This is a genomic window from Vibrio amylolyticus (genome assembly GCF_023145695.1).
Lineage (GTDB): Bacteria > Pseudomonadota > Gammaproteobacteria > Enterobacterales > Vibrionaceae > Vibrio > Vibrio amylolyticus.
Genome location: NZ_JAJHVV010000015.1, coordinates 1 through 15,732 on the forward strand (window position 1 = coordinate 1; position 15,732 = coordinate 15,732).

General features: G+C 43.2%; 14 protein-coding genes and 8 tRNA genes. 8 read left to right on the top strand and 14 right to left on the bottom strand.

Annotation, left to right across the window (positions count from 1 at the left end):
- Nucleotides 1–20: 20 nt before the first annotated feature.
- From KP803_RS19265 to lolB, 13 genes are all read right to left on the bottom strand, one after another.
- Nucleotides 21–95, bottom strand: a tRNA-Gln gene (locus tag KP803_RS19265).
- Nucleotides 96–144: 49 nt separating this feature from the next.
- Nucleotides 145–229, bottom strand: a tRNA-Leu gene (locus tag KP803_RS19270).
- A 66-nt stretch (nt 230–295) separates the two neighbouring features.
- Nucleotides 296–372, bottom strand: a tRNA-Met gene (locus KP803_RS19275).
- Between the two features lie 28 nt (nt 373–400).
- A tRNA-Leu gene (locus KP803_RS19280) sits at nt 401–485 on the bottom strand.
- Between the two features lie 83 nt (nt 486–568).
- Nucleotides 569–645, bottom strand: a tRNA-Met gene (locus KP803_RS19285).
- Nucleotides 646–724: 79 nt separating this feature from the next.
- Nucleotides 725–799, bottom strand: a tRNA-Gln gene (locus KP803_RS19290).
- Nucleotides 800–830: 31 nt separating this feature from the next.
- Nucleotides 831–915, bottom strand: a tRNA-Leu gene (locus tag KP803_RS19295).
- Nucleotides 916–971: 56 nt separating this feature from the next.
- Nucleotides 972–1,048: transfer RNA gene (locus KP803_RS19300), tRNA-Met, on the bottom strand.
- Nucleotides 1,049–1,338: 290 nt separating this feature from the next.
- Complete coding sequence (gene ychF, locus KP803_RS19305) at nt 1,339–2,430, bottom strand: redox-regulated ATPase YchF (protein WP_248010481.1); 1,092 nt, start codon at nt 2,428–2,430, stop codon at nt 1,339–1,341.
- 10 nt (nt 2,431–2,440) lie between these two features.
- The gene (pth, locus tag KP803_RS19310) at nt 2,441–3,031 is read right to left on the bottom strand and encodes an aminoacyl-tRNA hydrolase (protein WP_248010482.1); all 591 of its coding nucleotides are present in this window, start codon (nt 3,029–3,031) and stop codon (nt 2,441–2,443) included.
- Nucleotides 3,032–3,195: 164 nt separating this feature from the next.
- Nucleotides 3,196–4,140 (bottom strand): ribose-phosphate pyrophosphokinase, encoded by a 945-nt coding sequence (locus tag KP803_RS19315; protein ID WP_102402598.1) that lies wholly within the window; start codon nt 4,138–4,140, stop codon nt 3,196–3,198.
- Nucleotides 4,141–4,169: 29 nt separating this feature from the next.
- Nucleotides 4,170–5,060, bottom strand: coding sequence for a 4-(cytidine 5'-diphospho)-2-C-methyl-D-erythritol kinase (gene ispE, locus KP803_RS19320; protein WP_248010483.1), 891 nt, complete (start codon nt 5,058–5,060; stop codon nt 4,170–4,172).
- The gene (lolB, locus tag KP803_RS19325) at nt 5,057–5,671 is read right to left on the bottom strand and encodes a lipoprotein insertase outer membrane protein LolB (RefSeq protein WP_248010484.1); all 615 of its coding nucleotides are present in this window, start codon (nt 5,669–5,671) and stop codon (nt 5,057–5,059) included. Before lolB ends, ispE begins: the two co-directional genes overlap by 4 nt.
- Nucleotides 5,672–5,835: 164 nt before the next feature.
- Between lolB and hemA the strand changes: the two genes are divergently transcribed.
- The 8 genes from hemA to ybaK all read left to right on the top strand — a co-directional run bounded on the left by hemA (nt 5,836) and on the right by ybaK (nt 14,167).
- Complete coding sequence (gene hemA / locus KP803_RS19330; protein WP_248010485.1) at nt 5,836–7,092, top strand: glutamyl-tRNA reductase; 1,257 nt, start codon at nt 5,836–5,838, stop codon at nt 7,090–7,092.
- Between the two features lie 90 nt (nt 7,093–7,182).
- Nucleotides 7,183–8,271: a peptide chain release factor 1 gene (gene prfA, locus KP803_RS19335; RefSeq protein ID WP_248010486.1), complete on the top strand. Its 1,089-nt coding sequence runs from the start codon at nt 7,183–7,185 to the stop codon at nt 8,269–8,271.
- A gap of 13 nt (nt 8,272–8,284) precedes the next feature.
- Nucleotides 8,285–9,133 (top strand): peptide chain release factor N(5)-glutamine methyltransferase, encoded by an 849-nt coding sequence (prmC, locus tag KP803_RS19340; protein ID WP_248010487.1) that lies wholly within the window; start codon nt 8,285–8,287, stop codon nt 9,131–9,133.
- 16 nt (nt 9,134–9,149) lie between these two features.
- Nucleotides 9,150–9,530 carry a SirB2 family protein gene (locus KP803_RS19345; protein WP_248010488.1) on the top strand — a complete coding sequence of 127 codons (381 nt, stop codon included), beginning with the start codon at nt 9,150–9,152 and terminating at the stop codon, nt 9,528–9,530.
- Nucleotides 9,531–9,709: 179 nt separating this feature from the next.
- Nucleotides 9,710–10,519 carry a SirB1 family protein gene (locus KP803_RS19350; RefSeq protein ID WP_248010489.1) on the top strand — a complete coding sequence of 270 codons (810 nt, stop codon included), beginning with the start codon at nt 9,710–9,712 and terminating at the stop codon, nt 10,517–10,519.
- A gap of 136 nt (nt 10,520–10,655) precedes the next feature.
- A complete protein-coding gene (kdsA, locus tag KP803_RS19355) occupies nt 10,656–11,507 on the top strand; it encodes a 3-deoxy-8-phosphooctulonate synthase (RefSeq protein WP_248010490.1) in 852 nt (283 codons plus the stop codon).
- A 357-nt stretch (nt 11,508–11,864) separates the two neighbouring features.
- Nucleotides 11,865–13,526 carry a bifunctional UDP-sugar hydrolase/5'-nucleotidase UshA gene (gene ushA / locus KP803_RS19360; protein ID WP_248010491.1) on the top strand — a complete coding sequence of 554 codons (1,662 nt, stop codon included), beginning with the start codon at nt 11,865–11,867 and terminating at the stop codon, nt 13,524–13,526.
- A 167-nt stretch (nt 13,527–13,693) separates the two neighbouring features.
- Nucleotides 13,694–14,167 carry a Cys-tRNA(Pro) deacylase gene (gene ybaK, locus KP803_RS19365; RefSeq protein WP_248010492.1) on the top strand — a complete coding sequence of 158 codons (474 nt, stop codon included), beginning with the start codon at nt 13,694–13,696 and terminating at the stop codon, nt 14,165–14,167.
- 116 nt (nt 14,168–14,283) lie between these two features.
- On the opposite strand, the gene KP803_RS19370 is transcribed toward ybaK, so the two are convergent.
- Nucleotides 14,284–15,534 carry a uracil-xanthine permease family protein gene (locus KP803_RS19370; RefSeq protein ID WP_248010493.1) on the bottom strand — a complete coding sequence of 417 codons (1,251 nt, stop codon included), beginning with the start codon at nt 15,532–15,534 and terminating at the stop codon, nt 14,284–14,286.
- Nucleotides 15,535–15,732 lie beyond the last annotated feature (198 nt).

A 15,732-nucleotide genomic window follows, 5' to 3' on the forward strand; every position in this document is an offset into this window, starting at 1 on the left:
ATAAACCAAGAGTTTAAATGTGGCTGGGCTACCTGGATTCGAACCAGGGAATGCTGGCATCAAAAGCCAGTGCCTTACCGCTTGGCGATAGCCCAACAATATGTTTTAAAACCTCAACGAGATTTACAGACATCATCTGAATGATGGTGCGGTCGGAGAGACTTGAACTCTCACACCTTACGGCGCCAGAACCTAAATCTGGTGCGTCTACCAATTCCGCCACGACCGCAGCAAACTTTTACTCTAGCTAAGAGTATAGTTATATCGATGATTGGTGAGTCGATATAACGTTGTATGGTGGCTACTGCGGGATTTGAACCTGCGACCCCATCATTATGAGTGATGTGCTCTAACCAACTGAGCTAAGTAGCCAAATAGCAATAAGTCACTATTTAAAATATGGTGCGGTCGGAGAGACTTGAACTCTCACACCTTACGGCGCCAGAACCTAAATCTGGTGCGTCTACCAATTCCGCCACGACCGCGATGCTGTTTAATTCAATTAAGAATACTCTAAGCAAGAGTGTGTAGTCATAGTCGACGATTGGTGAATCAACTAGACGTTGTATGGTGGCTACTGCGGGATTTGAACCTGCGACCCCATCATTATGAGTGATGTGCTCTAACCAACTGAGCTAAGTAGCCATCTTTTCGAGCGAGACAATATAATCAATCTCACTGCAAGTGTCACCTTCTTTTTCAAGATAAGTGCCACTTTAATGTGTGGCTGGGCTACCTGGATTCGAACCAGGGAATGCTGGCATCAAAAGCCAGTGCCTTACCGCTTGGCGATAGCCCAACAATCGACATCTCAAAGAGATATCTAAATATGGTGCGGACGGAGAGACTTGAACTCTCACACCTTACGGCGCCAGAACCTAAATCTGGTGCGTCTACCAATTCCGCCACGTCCGCTTTATTTCCTAAAAACTCATATTCACACTTAACAAGCAAAATAAGTGTTTAGGAAATGGTGGCTACTGCGGGATTTGAACCTGCGACCCCATCATTATGAGTGATGTGCTCTAACCAACTGAGCTAAGTAGCCAATACCAAATTGTCTTTCCCTCTAAGAACTCGTCTCGTTGGGAACGGGGCGCATTATGCGTAGTTGAGTGAAAACCGTCAATAGTTTTTTGTAATAAATCCAGATAAATCTATCGTTCGGTTTCTTTTTGAACAAAGCGCTGTGTTTGTGATCGAAAAGTGGCGCTATTCAGGAGAAAATAAGCAGGTTAACATTTGATGTATGAAGCGTTACGAACTGTTAAAAACAAAAGAGCCAGTATAAATACTGGCTCTTCATTTACCTCAAATAAGTAGTGGTAACTTATTGAATTATACGTTGAAGCGGAAGTGTACGACGTCACCATCTTTTACGATGTAGTCTTTACCTTCTAAGCGCCATTTACCCGCTTCTTTTGCACCACTTTCACCGTTAAATTCGATGAAATGGTCGTAACCAACAACTTCAGCTCGAATAAAACCTTTCTCAAAGTCAGTGTGGATCTTACCCGCAGATTGTGGTGCTGTTGCGCCGATCGGGATAGTCCAAGCGCGAACTTCTTTAACGCCTGCTGTGAAGTACGTTTGTAGAGCAAGAAGGTCGTAACCTGAGCGGATAACACGGTTAAGGCCTGGTTCTTCAATGCCCATGTCAGCCAAGAACTCTTCACGATCTTCATCATCAAGCTCAGAAAGTTCAGATTCGATAGCCGCACATACAGCAACAACCACATTATTTTCTTTTTCTGCGTACTCACGTACAGCGTCAAGGTACGGGTTATCTTCAAAACCGTCTTCATTAACGTTAGCAATGTACATTGTTGGCTTAAGTGTTAAGAAGTTTAAGTATCCAATCGCTGCATGTTCTTCTTTTGCTAATTCAACAGTGCGCGCCATGCCGCCTTCAGTCAGGACAGGGAGAAGCTTTTCTAATACAGTGATTTCAAACTTAGCATCTTTATCACCGCCTTTTGCTTTCTTTGCGTTACGCTGAATCGCACGCTCACAAGAGTCTAAATCAGCAAGAGCAAGTTCTAAGTTGATGACTTCAATATCATCAATTGGAGATACTTTTCCTGATACGTGAATGATGTTTTCATTCTCAAAACAACGTACAACGTGACCGATAGCGTCAGTTTCACGAATGTTTGCTAGGAATTTATTCCCAAGACCTTCACCTTTAGAAGCACCAGCAACAAGACCTGCGATATCAACAAACTCCATGGTTGTTGGCAGAACTTTTTGTGGATTAACGATTTTTGCTAGTGCATCTAATCGTAGATCTGGTACCGGAACGATGCCGGTATTTGGCTCGATAGTACAGAAAGGGAAGTTAGCGGCTTCGATGCCAGCTTTAGTTAGTGCATTAAATAGCGTTGATTTACCGACATTTGGCAATCCAACAATGCCACATTTAAAACCCATGATAGTAACCTTATTCTGCTTTGAACGTATGTAAGCGGTTTTGTGCTTTAGCGAGGTCATCTTTTAATAAGATGTCTAAGCAGCGTACGGATTCATCGACAGCTGCATCTAAACACTCCTGCTCTTTTGCTGGAGCTTTACCAAGCACATAACCTGAAACTTTGTCTTTATGTCCAGGATGACCTATGCCGATCCTTAAACGATAGAAATCTTTGTTATTAGCCAATTTGCTAATTGTGTCGCGTAGGCCATTATGCCCACCGTGACCGCCGCCTTTTTTGAACTTAGCGACTCCCGGAGGAAGATCGAGTTCATCATGAGCGATCATAATTTCTTCTGGCTTTATTTGATAAAACTTTGCCAGAGCCCCAACTGCTTTACCGGAAAGATTCATAAAAGTCGTTGGAATAAGTAAGCGGAGATCCTCACCGTTAACAAGTATGCGTCCGGTTAATCCAAAAAACTTAGTTTCATTTTTTAGGGTAACGTTATGAACACGAGCGAGTTCTTCTACAACCCAAGCACCGGCATTATGTCGAGTACGTGTGTATTCTTGGCCTGGATTTGCTAGACCAACAAGTAGTTTGATTTGCTGACTCAAAGTTTGGATCTCTCTGGAATATCAAAAAGCGCCGTATCATAGCACAGAAAAGAGCCTTGGCTCTAGCGTGGTCAGATATAAAAAAAGCACTTCAAAATATGAAGTGCTTAATACTTTTTAAACGTGTTTATTAGAGCGAACTCTAATTCAGTTTAAATAGCTGATTAGCTAAACATCGCAGAGATTGACTCTTCGTTGCTGATACGACGAATCGCTTCAGCTAACATGCGAGAAAGGCTTAGCTCAGTTACTTTACCTGTTGCAGCCATCTCAGGAGATAGTGTAATAGAGTCAGTAACAATAACTTGGTCTAGAACCGAGTTCTTAATGTTTGCAGCAGCAGTACCAGAGAAAACAGCGTGAGTAGCGTAAGCAAATACTCGCTTAGCACCGCGCTCTTTTAGCGCTTCAGCTGCTTTACATAGTGTGCCGCCCGTATCGATCATGTCATCAACGATAACACAATCACGACCTTCAACATCACCAATAAGGTTCATTACTTCAGAAACGTTAGCACGTGGACGACGCTTATCTACGATAGCGATGTCTACATCACCTAGTGCTTTAGCTGTTGCACGAGCGCGCACAACGCCGCCAAGGTCTGGAGAAACCACAACTGGGTTGTCTAGACCACGGTTAGCCATATCTTCAAGAAGTACTGGAGTACCGAAGATGTTATCTACAGGTACATCGAAGAAGCCTTGAATTTGCTCAGCGTGTAGGTCAATAGTCAGAACGCGGTCAACACCAACGTTAGACAGGAAGTCTGCAACAACTTTTGCAGTAATTGGCACACGAGCAGAACGTACACGACGATCTTGACGAGCGTAACCAAAGTATGGGATTACAGCAGTAATACGGCCCGCTGAAGCACGGCGCATTGCGTCAATCATTACCACCAATTCCATTAGGTTGTCATTGGTTGGTGCACAAGTAGATTGAATCAGGAATACATCACTACCACGAACATTTTCGTTGATTTGAACAGCGACTTCGCCGTCAGAAAAACGATCTACAGTAGCATCGCCAAGTGAAATGTATAAACGATCAGCAATACGTTGGGCTAGTTCAGGTGTTGCGTTACCAGCAAATAGCTTCATATCAGGCACGGTGGAAACCTCAGGGTTGCGTCCAGTTTTCAAATAAATTCGGTGTGGGCTGTTGTATAGTCAGCCAAAGTCTCTTTTAAAGGCGAAACATTCCGTCCTTTCGCAACAAATGCGGAGACTGTGTCAGAGAGTTGTTCTAGTACAAGCATAGCTTCTTTTTGGCTACTAAATTCAGCAAAAATACACGAGCCCGTTCCAGTCAATCTTGACGGCGCGTATTGTAGCAGCCATGAAAGTTTCTGATCAACCTCTGGGTACAGCATTCGAACAATTTTTTCGCAATCGTTTCCGTAATTGCCCTTTAGTAGTGTTTTTAGCGGCTGTTTTTCTGTATCTCGAGTTAAATCCTGGTGTGTGAATATGTCCACAGTTGCAATGCTAACTTCCGGTTTGATCACCAAATACCACTTTTCTTCTGGTTCGGCATTTGTCAACTTTTCTCCAACGCCTTCAGCGAAAGCGGAAAACCCACGAACAAAGACTGGAACGTCAGCGCCGAGTTCCAGTCCTATTTCAGCCAGTTCATCGTCAGTTAGGTTGAGTTGCCAAAGGTGGTTAAGTGCGACCAAAACAGTTGCGGCATTCGAGGAGCCCCCTCCAATGCCGCCTCCCATAGGAAGGATCTTTTTAATTCCAATTTGAGCACCTAAGCCTTGGGAGTCGAGTGAATGCTTTTCACAGTAACGCTTTAAAGCATCTGCGGCTTTCCATATTAGGTTGTCTTGAGTGGCGACTCCCTCTATTGGATTAGTAAGTGTAATTTCACCAGATTGATCGGCGGTAATCGTTAACTCATCACCATGCTCTAAAAATTGGAATAGGGTTTGCAGTTCATGGTAACCGTTGTCTCTACGTCCGGTAATGTAGAGGAAAAGGTTAAGCTTGGCAGGGGATGGCCAGTAAGTTGTGCTGGTGATCATGGCTGTAACGTCCACTTTGAAATAACTAAGTTAATGCTGGTGTCTTGTTGAGTAAGTTTGATCGTTCTAGGTAGCGGCATTAAGTCACCTTGATACCCAACATCATGAAAAGAAAGGTATTCAAGTTGCCATGTTTGATGTTCGATGGTTTTTGAAAGAGAACGCAACGTATTGTTTTCATTAAGTTGAAATTTATCGGCTGATGTTGGGTTGCCCAATAGCCAATCTTGCAACTGTTCAACAGGCATGCTTAAACCGGTCAATTGTTCGATTAAAACATCCGCACTTTCGTGAGCGAGAGTTTGATCATCATAAGTATTTACAATTGATCCGTTTGGCGTAATAGACAGGTTAAGTACCGTTTGCCCTATGAAGGTGGTTAGCCTTAGCCGGCTATTTTCTGTCGCATGTTTCCACTGGAAATTAAGGGATTGACGCTGTTCTGGAGAGATGTATCCGAGTTTGCCTGAGGTTTGGTACTGGGTTATAGATTCTAGCTTAGCTTGGTGCGTCTGCCATTCAACACTGGTTTCACTTTCTGGAAGAGTAGAACACCCTGCAAGAAATAAAACAGGCGCTATAAAAGAGATAAGTCGACGAAAGTTAATCATAACTGGTGGCACTTTGTACAGATATCGGTGGCTAATAGCCCTAACTATATCATTGATATCACGAAGTCAGGAAAACAAATAGCCTTCACTCTTTTAATAAGCAAAGGCATCAAGTAAAATTCCGAACCTATTTGTATTTTCTTCACTCTGAGAACTTTCTATACATGTCTTTGCTTGTTATTGGTATCAATCACAATACGGCGTCAGTTGAGTTGCGTGAAAAAGTGGCTTTTGGTCCAGATAAATTATCTGAAGCATTACAGCAACTAGAAGCAAGCTCAAATGTAAACGGTAGCGTTATATTGTCTACCTGCAATCGTACCGAGATATACTGCGATACAAAGGCAGCAAAAAGCAAAGTCATCGATTGGTTAACTCAATTCCATCAAGTGAGTCCTGAAGAGCTCAAACCAAGTATATACGTGCATGAAGAACAAGCGGCGATTCGTCACTTGATGCGCGTGTCATGCGGGTTGGATTCCCTTGTATTAGGTGAACCACAAATTCTCGGTCAAGTTAAACAATCGTATTCAGATGCAAGAGATGCGAAATCGGTCAATGCCGCCGTTGAAAAACTGTTCCAAAAAACGTTTTCAGTTGCGAAGCGAGTGCGTACCGAAACAGAAATTGGTGGCAGTGCGGTCTCTGTTGCTTACGCGGCATGTACACTAGCGAAACACATTTTTGAATCGATAGCAGACTCAACAGCACTGCTAGTTGGGGCTGGTGAGACGATAGAACTGGTCGCCAAGCACCTCTCTAGTAATGGATGTACTAAAATCATTGTCGCGAATAGAACACGAGAAAGAGCGCTTGGTTTAGCTGAGCAGTTTGGTGCAAAAGTGATCAGCTTAGAAGAGATTCCAGATCATTTGGCTAAGGCTGATATTGTGATCAGTTCAACGGCAAGCCCGTTACCGATTATTGGTAAAGGGATGGTTGAAACAGCACTGAAAGCACGTAAGCATCAGCCAATGTTGCTCGTTGATATTGCGGTTCCTAGAGATATTGAGTCGCAAGTAGGCGATCTTAATGACGCTTATCTATATACTGTCGACGATCTGCAGTCGATCGTTGATAGTAATATTGAGCAAAGAAAAGTGGAAGCGATACAGGCAGAAGCAATTGTTAGTGAAGAAAGCGCCTCATTTATGACATGGCTTAGATCGCTGCAGGCGGTTGATAGTATAAGAGAATATCGTCAGTCATCGAATGATATTCGCCAAGAGTTACTGGCGAAAAGTCTCCAGTCATTACAAGCTGGAGGTGAACCTGAAAAGGTATTGCTGGAACTGAGTAATAAACTGACGAACAGATTGATTCATGCGCCGACTCGCGCATTGCAAAGTGCAGCAGAGCAAGGTGAACCCGCTAAACTTGCTGCTATCAGGCAAAGTTTGGGGCTAGACGAGCTAAAATAGTCCTCGCCTAAAGAGAACAACAGACATCACACATTTTTATAGAAGGTCACTTATTGAGTGACCTTTGTAACCTAAGTTAAGAAAAGAATTATGAAAGCATCGATTTTAGTAAAGCTTGAAACTCTTGTTGAGCGATATGAAGAAGTTCAACACCTGCTTGGTGATCCAGACGTGATTGGTAACCAAGACAAATTCCGCGCTCTTTCTCGCGAGTACTCTCAGCTTGAAGAAGTGACTCAGTGTTTCCAAGCCTACCAGCAAGCTCAAGAAGACTTAGAAGCCGCTGAAGATATGGCAAAAGAAGACGATGCTGAAATGCGCGAAATGGCGCAAGAAGAAATTAAAGAAGCGAAAGGGAACATCGAACGTTTAACCGATGAACTGCAAATTTTATTACTACCAAAAGATCCGAACGACGAACGCAATTGCTTCTTAGAAATTCGTGCCGGTGCGGGTGGTGATGAAGCGGGTATTTTTGCGGGTAACTTATTCCGTATGTACTCAAAGTTTGCAGAGAAAAAAGGCTGGCGCGTCGAAGTGATGAGTTGTAATGACTCAGAGCAAGGCGGTTATAAAGAAATGATCGCTAAAATCAGTGGTGACTCTGTTTACGGTACGATGAAGTTTGAGTCGGGCGGTCACCGTGTTCAACGTGTTCCTGAAACAGAATCTCAAGGCCGTGTTCATACCTCTGCATGTACAGTCGCTGTTATGGCTGAAGTACCAGAAGCGGATCTTCCAGAGATTAAAGCCGCTGATTTAAAGATTGATACATTCCGTGCATCAGGCGCGGGGGGTCAGCACGTAAACACGACAGACTCTGCTATTCGTATTACTCACTTACCAACGGGTACGGTGGTAGAGTGTCAAGATGAGCGTTCACAGCATAAGAACAAAGCGAAAGCGATGACTGTTCTTGCTGCTCGTATTGTTCAAGCAGAAGAAGCGCGTCGTGCAGCAGAAGTATCAGATACTCGTCGTAACCTTCTTGGTTCGGGTGATCGTAGTGACCGTATTCGTACTTACAACTACCCACAAGGTCGCGTATCGGATCACCGCATCAACTTAACGCTTTACCGTCTAACGGAAGTATTAGAAGGTGACCTGCAAAGCTTAGTTGAGCCTGTCATTCAAGAGCACCAAGCCGATCAGCTTGCCGCACTTGCAGATAACAACTAGTTAGCATTTGCACGTGTCGACTGTTGAACAGACTATTCAAAGCGCAACGAGTGCTTTGCAAGAGAGCGGCAGTAATTCGCCCTCTCTTGATGCCGCCGTTTTGCTGTGCCATTCATTAGATAAACCTCGTTCATTCTTATTTACTTGGCCTGATAAAGTCTTGGCTGAAAAAGACCTCAATGAGTTTCAAGTCCTGTTGGATCGCCGTTTAAAAGGAGAACCAGTGGCTTATATCGTTGGTGAACGAGAGTTTTGGTCATTGCCGCTCAAAGTCTCTCCAACCACTTTAATACCAAGGCCTGATACCGAGCGTCTTGTTGAAATTGCATTGGAAAAATCAAGTGAGCAAGATGGGCCGATCCTAGATCTTGGAACGGGTACAGGCGCTATCGCATTGGCGTTGGCCTCTGAAATGCCTGACCGTAATGTGGTAGGCATAGATCTAGAGGAAGAGGCTCAGATACTCGCAAGCGGAAATGCTAAGCGTCTAGGTATTACCAATGCTCGTTTTTTGTCGGGTAGTTGGTTTACACCGCTTGAAGATGGAACGAAGTTTGCTTTGATTGTCTCCAATCCGCCTTACATTGATGAATTAGATCCTCATCTCTCTCAAGGTGATGTCCGTTTTGAACCAATGAGCGCTTTGGTGGCCAAAGAGAACGGGCTGGCTGATATTCGTTACATTGCGGAGCATGCGATTGGCTTTCTTGAAACAGATGGCTGGCTGATGTTCGAACATGGCTTTGAACAGGGGGACTCGGTGATAGAAATATTGTCTTCATTAGGTTACCAGCAAGTCGTTACAGAAAAAGATTATGGAAATAACGATCGAGTAACGCTCGGTCAATGGAAGCACAATTAAAATAAGAGAGTTGTAAATGTACGAAGGAATTAAACATTTTCACATGCTGACAATTGCACTCAGCGCAACATTATTGTCAGTACGCTTTGGTCTTATGATCGCAGATTCAAAGTTATTAAAGAATCCAATTTTAAAAGTTTTCCCGCACATCAATGATACATTGCTGCTGCTTTCTGGCTTTGGCTTAATGTACGTTACGGGTTTTATGCCGTTCACCCCTGAAGGCGCATGGCTAACAGAAAAAATTACCTGTTTATTGGCTTACATCGCATTGGGCTTTTTTGCCTTAAAGCTTGGGCGCAATAAATTATTGAGAACATTTTCGTTTTTTGGTGCGTTAGGCTGGTTGGTGATGGCTGCCAAGGTTGCGATTACGAAAACGCCGATTTTTATGTAACAGAATAGACGGTTTGAGCTTTGGGTCTACCATGATCCTAAAGCTCCACTAAGTAAAAGGGCACCCATGATCTAATTGCTTTAATTGGTTAACGAAAGCTTTGTATTCAAATCATCATGGGTAGGCTAGTTGATGAATTTTTTATCGACATTATGACAATATAGAGAAAGGCATCGTTGATGTTGGAGTTATTTGACGAAGATTTTGATTCAATGGAACTTGCGGAAGGGGCGTTAATGCTTAATAAAGCCGTGAATCCAGAGACTGAAAAAAAGTGGGCTGAAAACGAGCTAGAGCGCCTATTTTCTGAAGCCGAACAAGCTCTTTTCCATGAAGTAGATGAAAAACAAAAGTTTGAAGCCTTCTTACGACTCTTCTACCAAGAGTGGGGTTTTCAAGGAGATAAAGACGCTTATTTCAACTCAAATAATGCTTTTATGGATAAAGTACTTGAGCGTCGTAAAGGGATTCCTGTCAGTTTAGGTGCGCTGCTATTGTATCTTGGCCGAAAATTAGGCTTCCCAATCGAAGGCGTAACTTTCCCTACTCAGTTTATTGTCAAGCTGTCATGGCACGGTGAAAAGCCACAGTACATCAATCCATTTAACGGTGAATATGTATCGTTGCACACTCTGACTTCTTGGCTTATTGGGCAGGAAGGACCACTCGCAACGCTAAAATCAAAAGATTTAGATGCTGCAGATAACCCGACCGTTATTGGACGTTGGTTAGCGCTGTTAAAAAGCTCGCTACTTCGGGAAGAGCGCTATACGCTGGCATTGCAATGTTCAAATTTAGCACTGACGTTTGTCCCTGATGATCCATACGAGATTCGAGATCGTGGTTATATTTATCAACAGTTGGACTGTCATCAAATAGCGACGTTGGATTTCCAGTACTTTGTAGACCAATGCCCTGATGACCCTGCGTCTGAGTTGTTGAAAAATCAAATTAGTGCAATGAACAAAACTGCGGTAGTTATCCATTAAAAGTCGTGCCTTTTGTTTTATTAGAGAGTCTGACAAGAAATAAGTGACAGCTAGTGCTAACTAAGGCCTAAACTAAAAACACGGTGCTCTAATTTTTGAAGAAGAGCCCTGAGCCATAAAATATAGAGAGAAAAAAATGGAACAAAAAGTAGTTAATATTGGTGATATCCCAGTAGCTAACGATAAGCCATTTACTTTGTTTGCCGGAATGAATGTTTTAGAGTCACGTGATCTGGCTATGCAGATCTGTGAGCACTATGTGAAAGTCACAGAAAAATTAGGTATTCCTTACGTATTCAAAGCATCTTTTGATAAAGCGAACCGCAGCTCTGTGCATTCATACCGAGGCCCAGGCCTAGATGAAGGTATGAAAATCTTCCAAGAAATTAAAGAAACCTTTGGCGTGAAAATCATTACTGATATTCATACTGAAGCGCAAGCACAAGTGGTTGCTGATGTGGTAGATGTTATTCAGCTACCTGCGTTCCTTGCTCGTCAAACTGATCTTGTAGAAGCAATGGCGAAAACTGGTGCGGTTATCAACGTTAAAAAGCCTCAATTTATGAGCCCAAATCAAGTGGGTAATATCGTTGATAAGTTTGCCGAATGTGGAAACGAGAACATCATTTTATGTGAGCGTGGAGCGTGCATGGGTTACGACAACCTCGTTGTAGATATGCTTGGTTTTGGTGTCATGAAGAAAGTATCAAATGGCAGCCCTATCATCTTTGATGTTACACACTCTCTTCAGATGCGCGACCCTTCCGGCGCGGCATCAGGTGGTCGTCGTGAACAAACGGTTGAATTGGCAAAAGCAGGCCTTGCTACTGGTATTGCTGGTCTATTTATTGAAGCGCATCCAAATCCAGATAAAGCACTGTGTGATGGCCCATCGGCATTACCACTTGATAAACTTGAGCCATTCTTAGCTCAAATGAAAGTGCTAGATGATGTTATCAAAGGTTTTGAACCGATTGATATTAAATAGATTCTAAAACTTAATCATTCAGAGGTCAGCTTATTGCTGGCCTTTTTTATGCTTGCTAACATGCTATTACCTCAATCATTTTCCTTCCTAACACTCAATTTTGTCGAACTTCACAGTAAAACGTTTGCCTGTGATCTATTGAAATTTGGTATGAAAACATCGGTTTTCGTTACAGTTTATTCACTTAATTTAAGTGATCTACTAGACATAAATATGAAATCATAGTGTTAGGTTTGCTTTGTTAATTTAAACTAGTTCAAGTTTTATTGAGCTATAACCACCAAAACGCCGGTGATGTCTATTCTTTATGGATCAATATATACGCAGTGGATCCCCCAACAGTTCAAAGGTATGACAATGAAGCAAGGCCTAATTCTAAAAACGACGCTAAGCGCAGCTATTCTTGCAACTCTCGCGGGTTGTGCAACTCAACCTACCCATGAGTGGGACGCAGATACAACCTACAAATTGACCGTTTTGCATACTAATGACCATCACGGTCGTTTCTGGCAGAACAAATATGGCGAGTACGGCATGGCCGCTCGTAAAACACTTATAGACGAGTTACGTGAAGAGATTCGTGCTGAAGGTGGCAGTGTGCTGCTACTTTCTGGTGGTGATATTAACACGGGTGTACCAGAGTCTGATTTGCAAGATGCAGAACCTGACTTTAAAGGTATGAATAAGATTGGTTACGATGCAATGGCACTGGGTAACCATGAATTTGATAACTCACTAGACGTGCTTGCTAAGCAAATTGATTGGGCAAACTTCCCAATGCTATCGGCGAATATTTACGATAAAGCAACGGGCGAGCGCAAGTTCCAAGCATACCAAATGTTTGAAAAACAGGGCATTAAGATTGCTGTAATTGGTTTAACAACAGAAGATACGGCTAAGATTGGTAATCCAGAATTTATTGCTAGTATTGATTTCCGTGACCCGAAAGTAGAAGCGAAGGCCTTGATTGCAGAGCTTCAAGCGTCTGAAAAACCAGACCTTATTTTTGCTGTAACGCATATGGGCCACTATGAAGATGGTAATCGCGGCATCAATGCGCCAGGCGATGTGGCACTAGCGCGTTACTTAGATGAAGGTTCTCTTGATATGATCGTTGGTGGTCACTCACAAGAGCCAGTGTGTATGGAAGCACCAAACGTTGTTACTAAGAACTTCAAGCCAAGCGATGAGTGTCGCCCAGACGTTCAAAACGGTACTTACATTGTGCAAGCGCACGAGTGGGGCAAGTACGTTGGTCGTGCAGACTACGAATTCCGTAATGGCGAACTAGAAATGGTGAGCTACGATCTGATTCCTGTTAACTTGAAGAAGAAAGTAAAAGTAGACGGTAAGAAGACACGAGTATTCATCGAAGATGAAATTGCACAAGACCAAGAGTTACTAGAGTTCTTACGTCCTTACCAAGAGCAAGGCCAAGCTCAGCTGATGGAAAAAATCGGTGAGATTAATGGCAAGCTTGAAGGTGACCGTAATGTGGTTCGTTTCCAACAAACAAACCTTGGTCGTTTGATTGCAACGGCTCACATGGAGCGCGCACAAGCTGACTTCGCCGTGATGAACTCTGGTGGTGTACGTGATTCTATTGAGTACGGTGACGTTACTTATAAAGATGTACTGATTGTTCAGCCATTTGCCAATATCCTAACGTACACTGATATGTCTGGTGCAGAAGTCATTGATTACCTAAACGTCGTTGCAACGAAACCTGTTGATTCTGGGGCATACGCTCAGTTTGCTGGTATTTCTATGACAGTATCCAATGGCGAAGTATCTAACGTATTCATTGGTGGCAAACAACTTCGTTTAGACGAAACGTATCGCTTTACTGTACCAAGCTATAACGCAGCAGGTGGTGATGGTTACCCTAAACTGACTGGCCACTCTGGTTTTGTCAATACTGGTTTTGTTGATGCGGAAGTGTTGAAAGACTACATCGAAGCTAACAGTCCGCTAGATGTAAACCTATACGCACCATCGGGTGAAATGGTTTATAAATAATCGGCCATTTGATGATGGGAAGCTGAGTGTGAATAAATCAGCTTAACGATATAAGAAGCGGTGCACTGAGTGCGCCGCTTTTGTTTTTATTCAAACTATGGTTTATTAAATCATCGACCTATTATTTTGATAGCTTTGGGTCGCTTTAAGATGATAAGGACGAATAAATGACACCGGCGATTGATTATGCAAAGAAGAATAAGATTGAGCATACTATCCACCAATATGAGCATGACCCAAGAGCTACCAGTTTTGGTATGGAAGCGGCCGAAGTGCTAGGGCAGGACCCGTCTAAAGTATTTAAAACGTTACTGTTCTGCTTAAATGGCGAGCCTAAGAATCTCGCTGTCGCCATAATTCCGGTAGCAAATCAATTAAACCTTAAATTGGCTGCGAAAGCCGCGAAGTCGAAAAAAGCAGCAATGGCTGATGCGAACATCGCACAGAAAGTAACAGGCTATGTTGTTGGAGGGATAAGCCCACTTGGACAGAAAAAGCGATTGCCTACGTTCATTCACCAAAGTGTGACCGAAAGTGAATCAATCTGTGTGAGTGCGGGGAAAAGAGGTCTTGAGATAGAATTGGCGGCTGGCGATCTCGCCAAACTCACAAACGGCCAATTTGCTTGTCTATGTGATTAGCTAGGTGATTAGCTAGAAATAAACGTCGCTAAATCAAAATGCAAAAGAGCCCAATATACGAATATATTGGGCTCTTATCGGTTCAGGTCGAACTCAAGATAGAGTTCGGAAACGTATTATTGACCGTCTTCTTCCATTTGAGCATTATCAACCACATGATTTTCACCAAGGTCGTTAGGTAAAATCAGGTTAAGAGCAATAGCTACGATACCGCATAAGCTTACGCCTTGAAGGCTAAATTCACCTATACCAAATGCCATACCACCAATGCCGAATACTAACGTTACTGCAACGATAACAAGGTTACGTGACTTGTGTAAATCAACGTTATTTTTGATTAGAGTATTTAATCCCACCGTTGCGATTGAACCGAATAGTAAGATCATAATCCCACCCATCACAGGAACAGGAATGGTTTGAAGAAGTGCACCAAGTTTGCCAACTAACGCGAGAATAATGGCGGTAATCGCAGCCCAAGTCATAATAACTGGGTTAAACGCTTTGGTGAGCATAACGGCGCCTGTCACTTCACTGTAAGTCGTATTTGGTGGCGCGCCCATCATTGAAGCCGCAATGGTTGCGACCCCGTCACCGGCGATTGTGCGGTGAAGCCCTGGTTTCTTCAGGTAATCTTTTTTGGTTACGTTTGATATAGCCAGCATATCACCCACGTGCTCAACAGCCGGGGCGATCGCAACAGGAATCATAAAGAGAATCGCATTAATGTTAAACTCAGGAGCGGTAAAGTTTGGCATCGCAAGCCAAGCTGCCTGCGCCACTGGCGTGAAATCGACAACACCAAAATAGAGGCTCATTACGTAACCTGCCATGATACCGCCACAAATTGGCAGTAACTTAAGGAATCCTTTAGCAAACACACTGATCGCAATGGTGACAATCAGCGCCACGCTTGAGATCCAAAGTGAGGCTGTGCCATCAATCAGTTGAACACTACCATCCCCCGTTTTACCCAGTGCCATATTAACGGCAACAGGGGCTAAACCAAGGCCGATAACAATAATTACCGGGCCAACAACGACGGGTGGTAACAGTTTATGAATGATCTCTACACCACGAACTTTTATTACAACGCCCATTAATACATAGACAACACCGGCTGCCATTAGGCCGCCCATGGTTGCTCCAATACCCCATGTTTGAACACCAAACATAATCGGCGCAATAAAGGCAAAAGAAGAGGCTAAAAAGATAGGTACCGAACGGCGAGTAATGACTTGAAAGATAAGGGTACCAACGCCTGCACCAAACAGAGCAACGTTGGGATCTAATCCTGTAAGTAATGGAACAAGTACAAGTGCACCAAAAGCGACAAACAGCATTTGTGCGCCCTGAATAGCATTTAGCATGGTGGAGTCCTATTGATAAGTATCGACTGAATTAGTATGTTACAAAAACCAAAGAATTCTAACATCAACGTAAACGTTTGCGGCGGATGAGATCAATTTTATTCGTATATTTGATGCTTACTAATTAAGTTTTGAAACGTCTTGGTCAAATTCTCACATTATCTTGAAGTCCATTTCTTGCTCACAGGTTGATAGTTG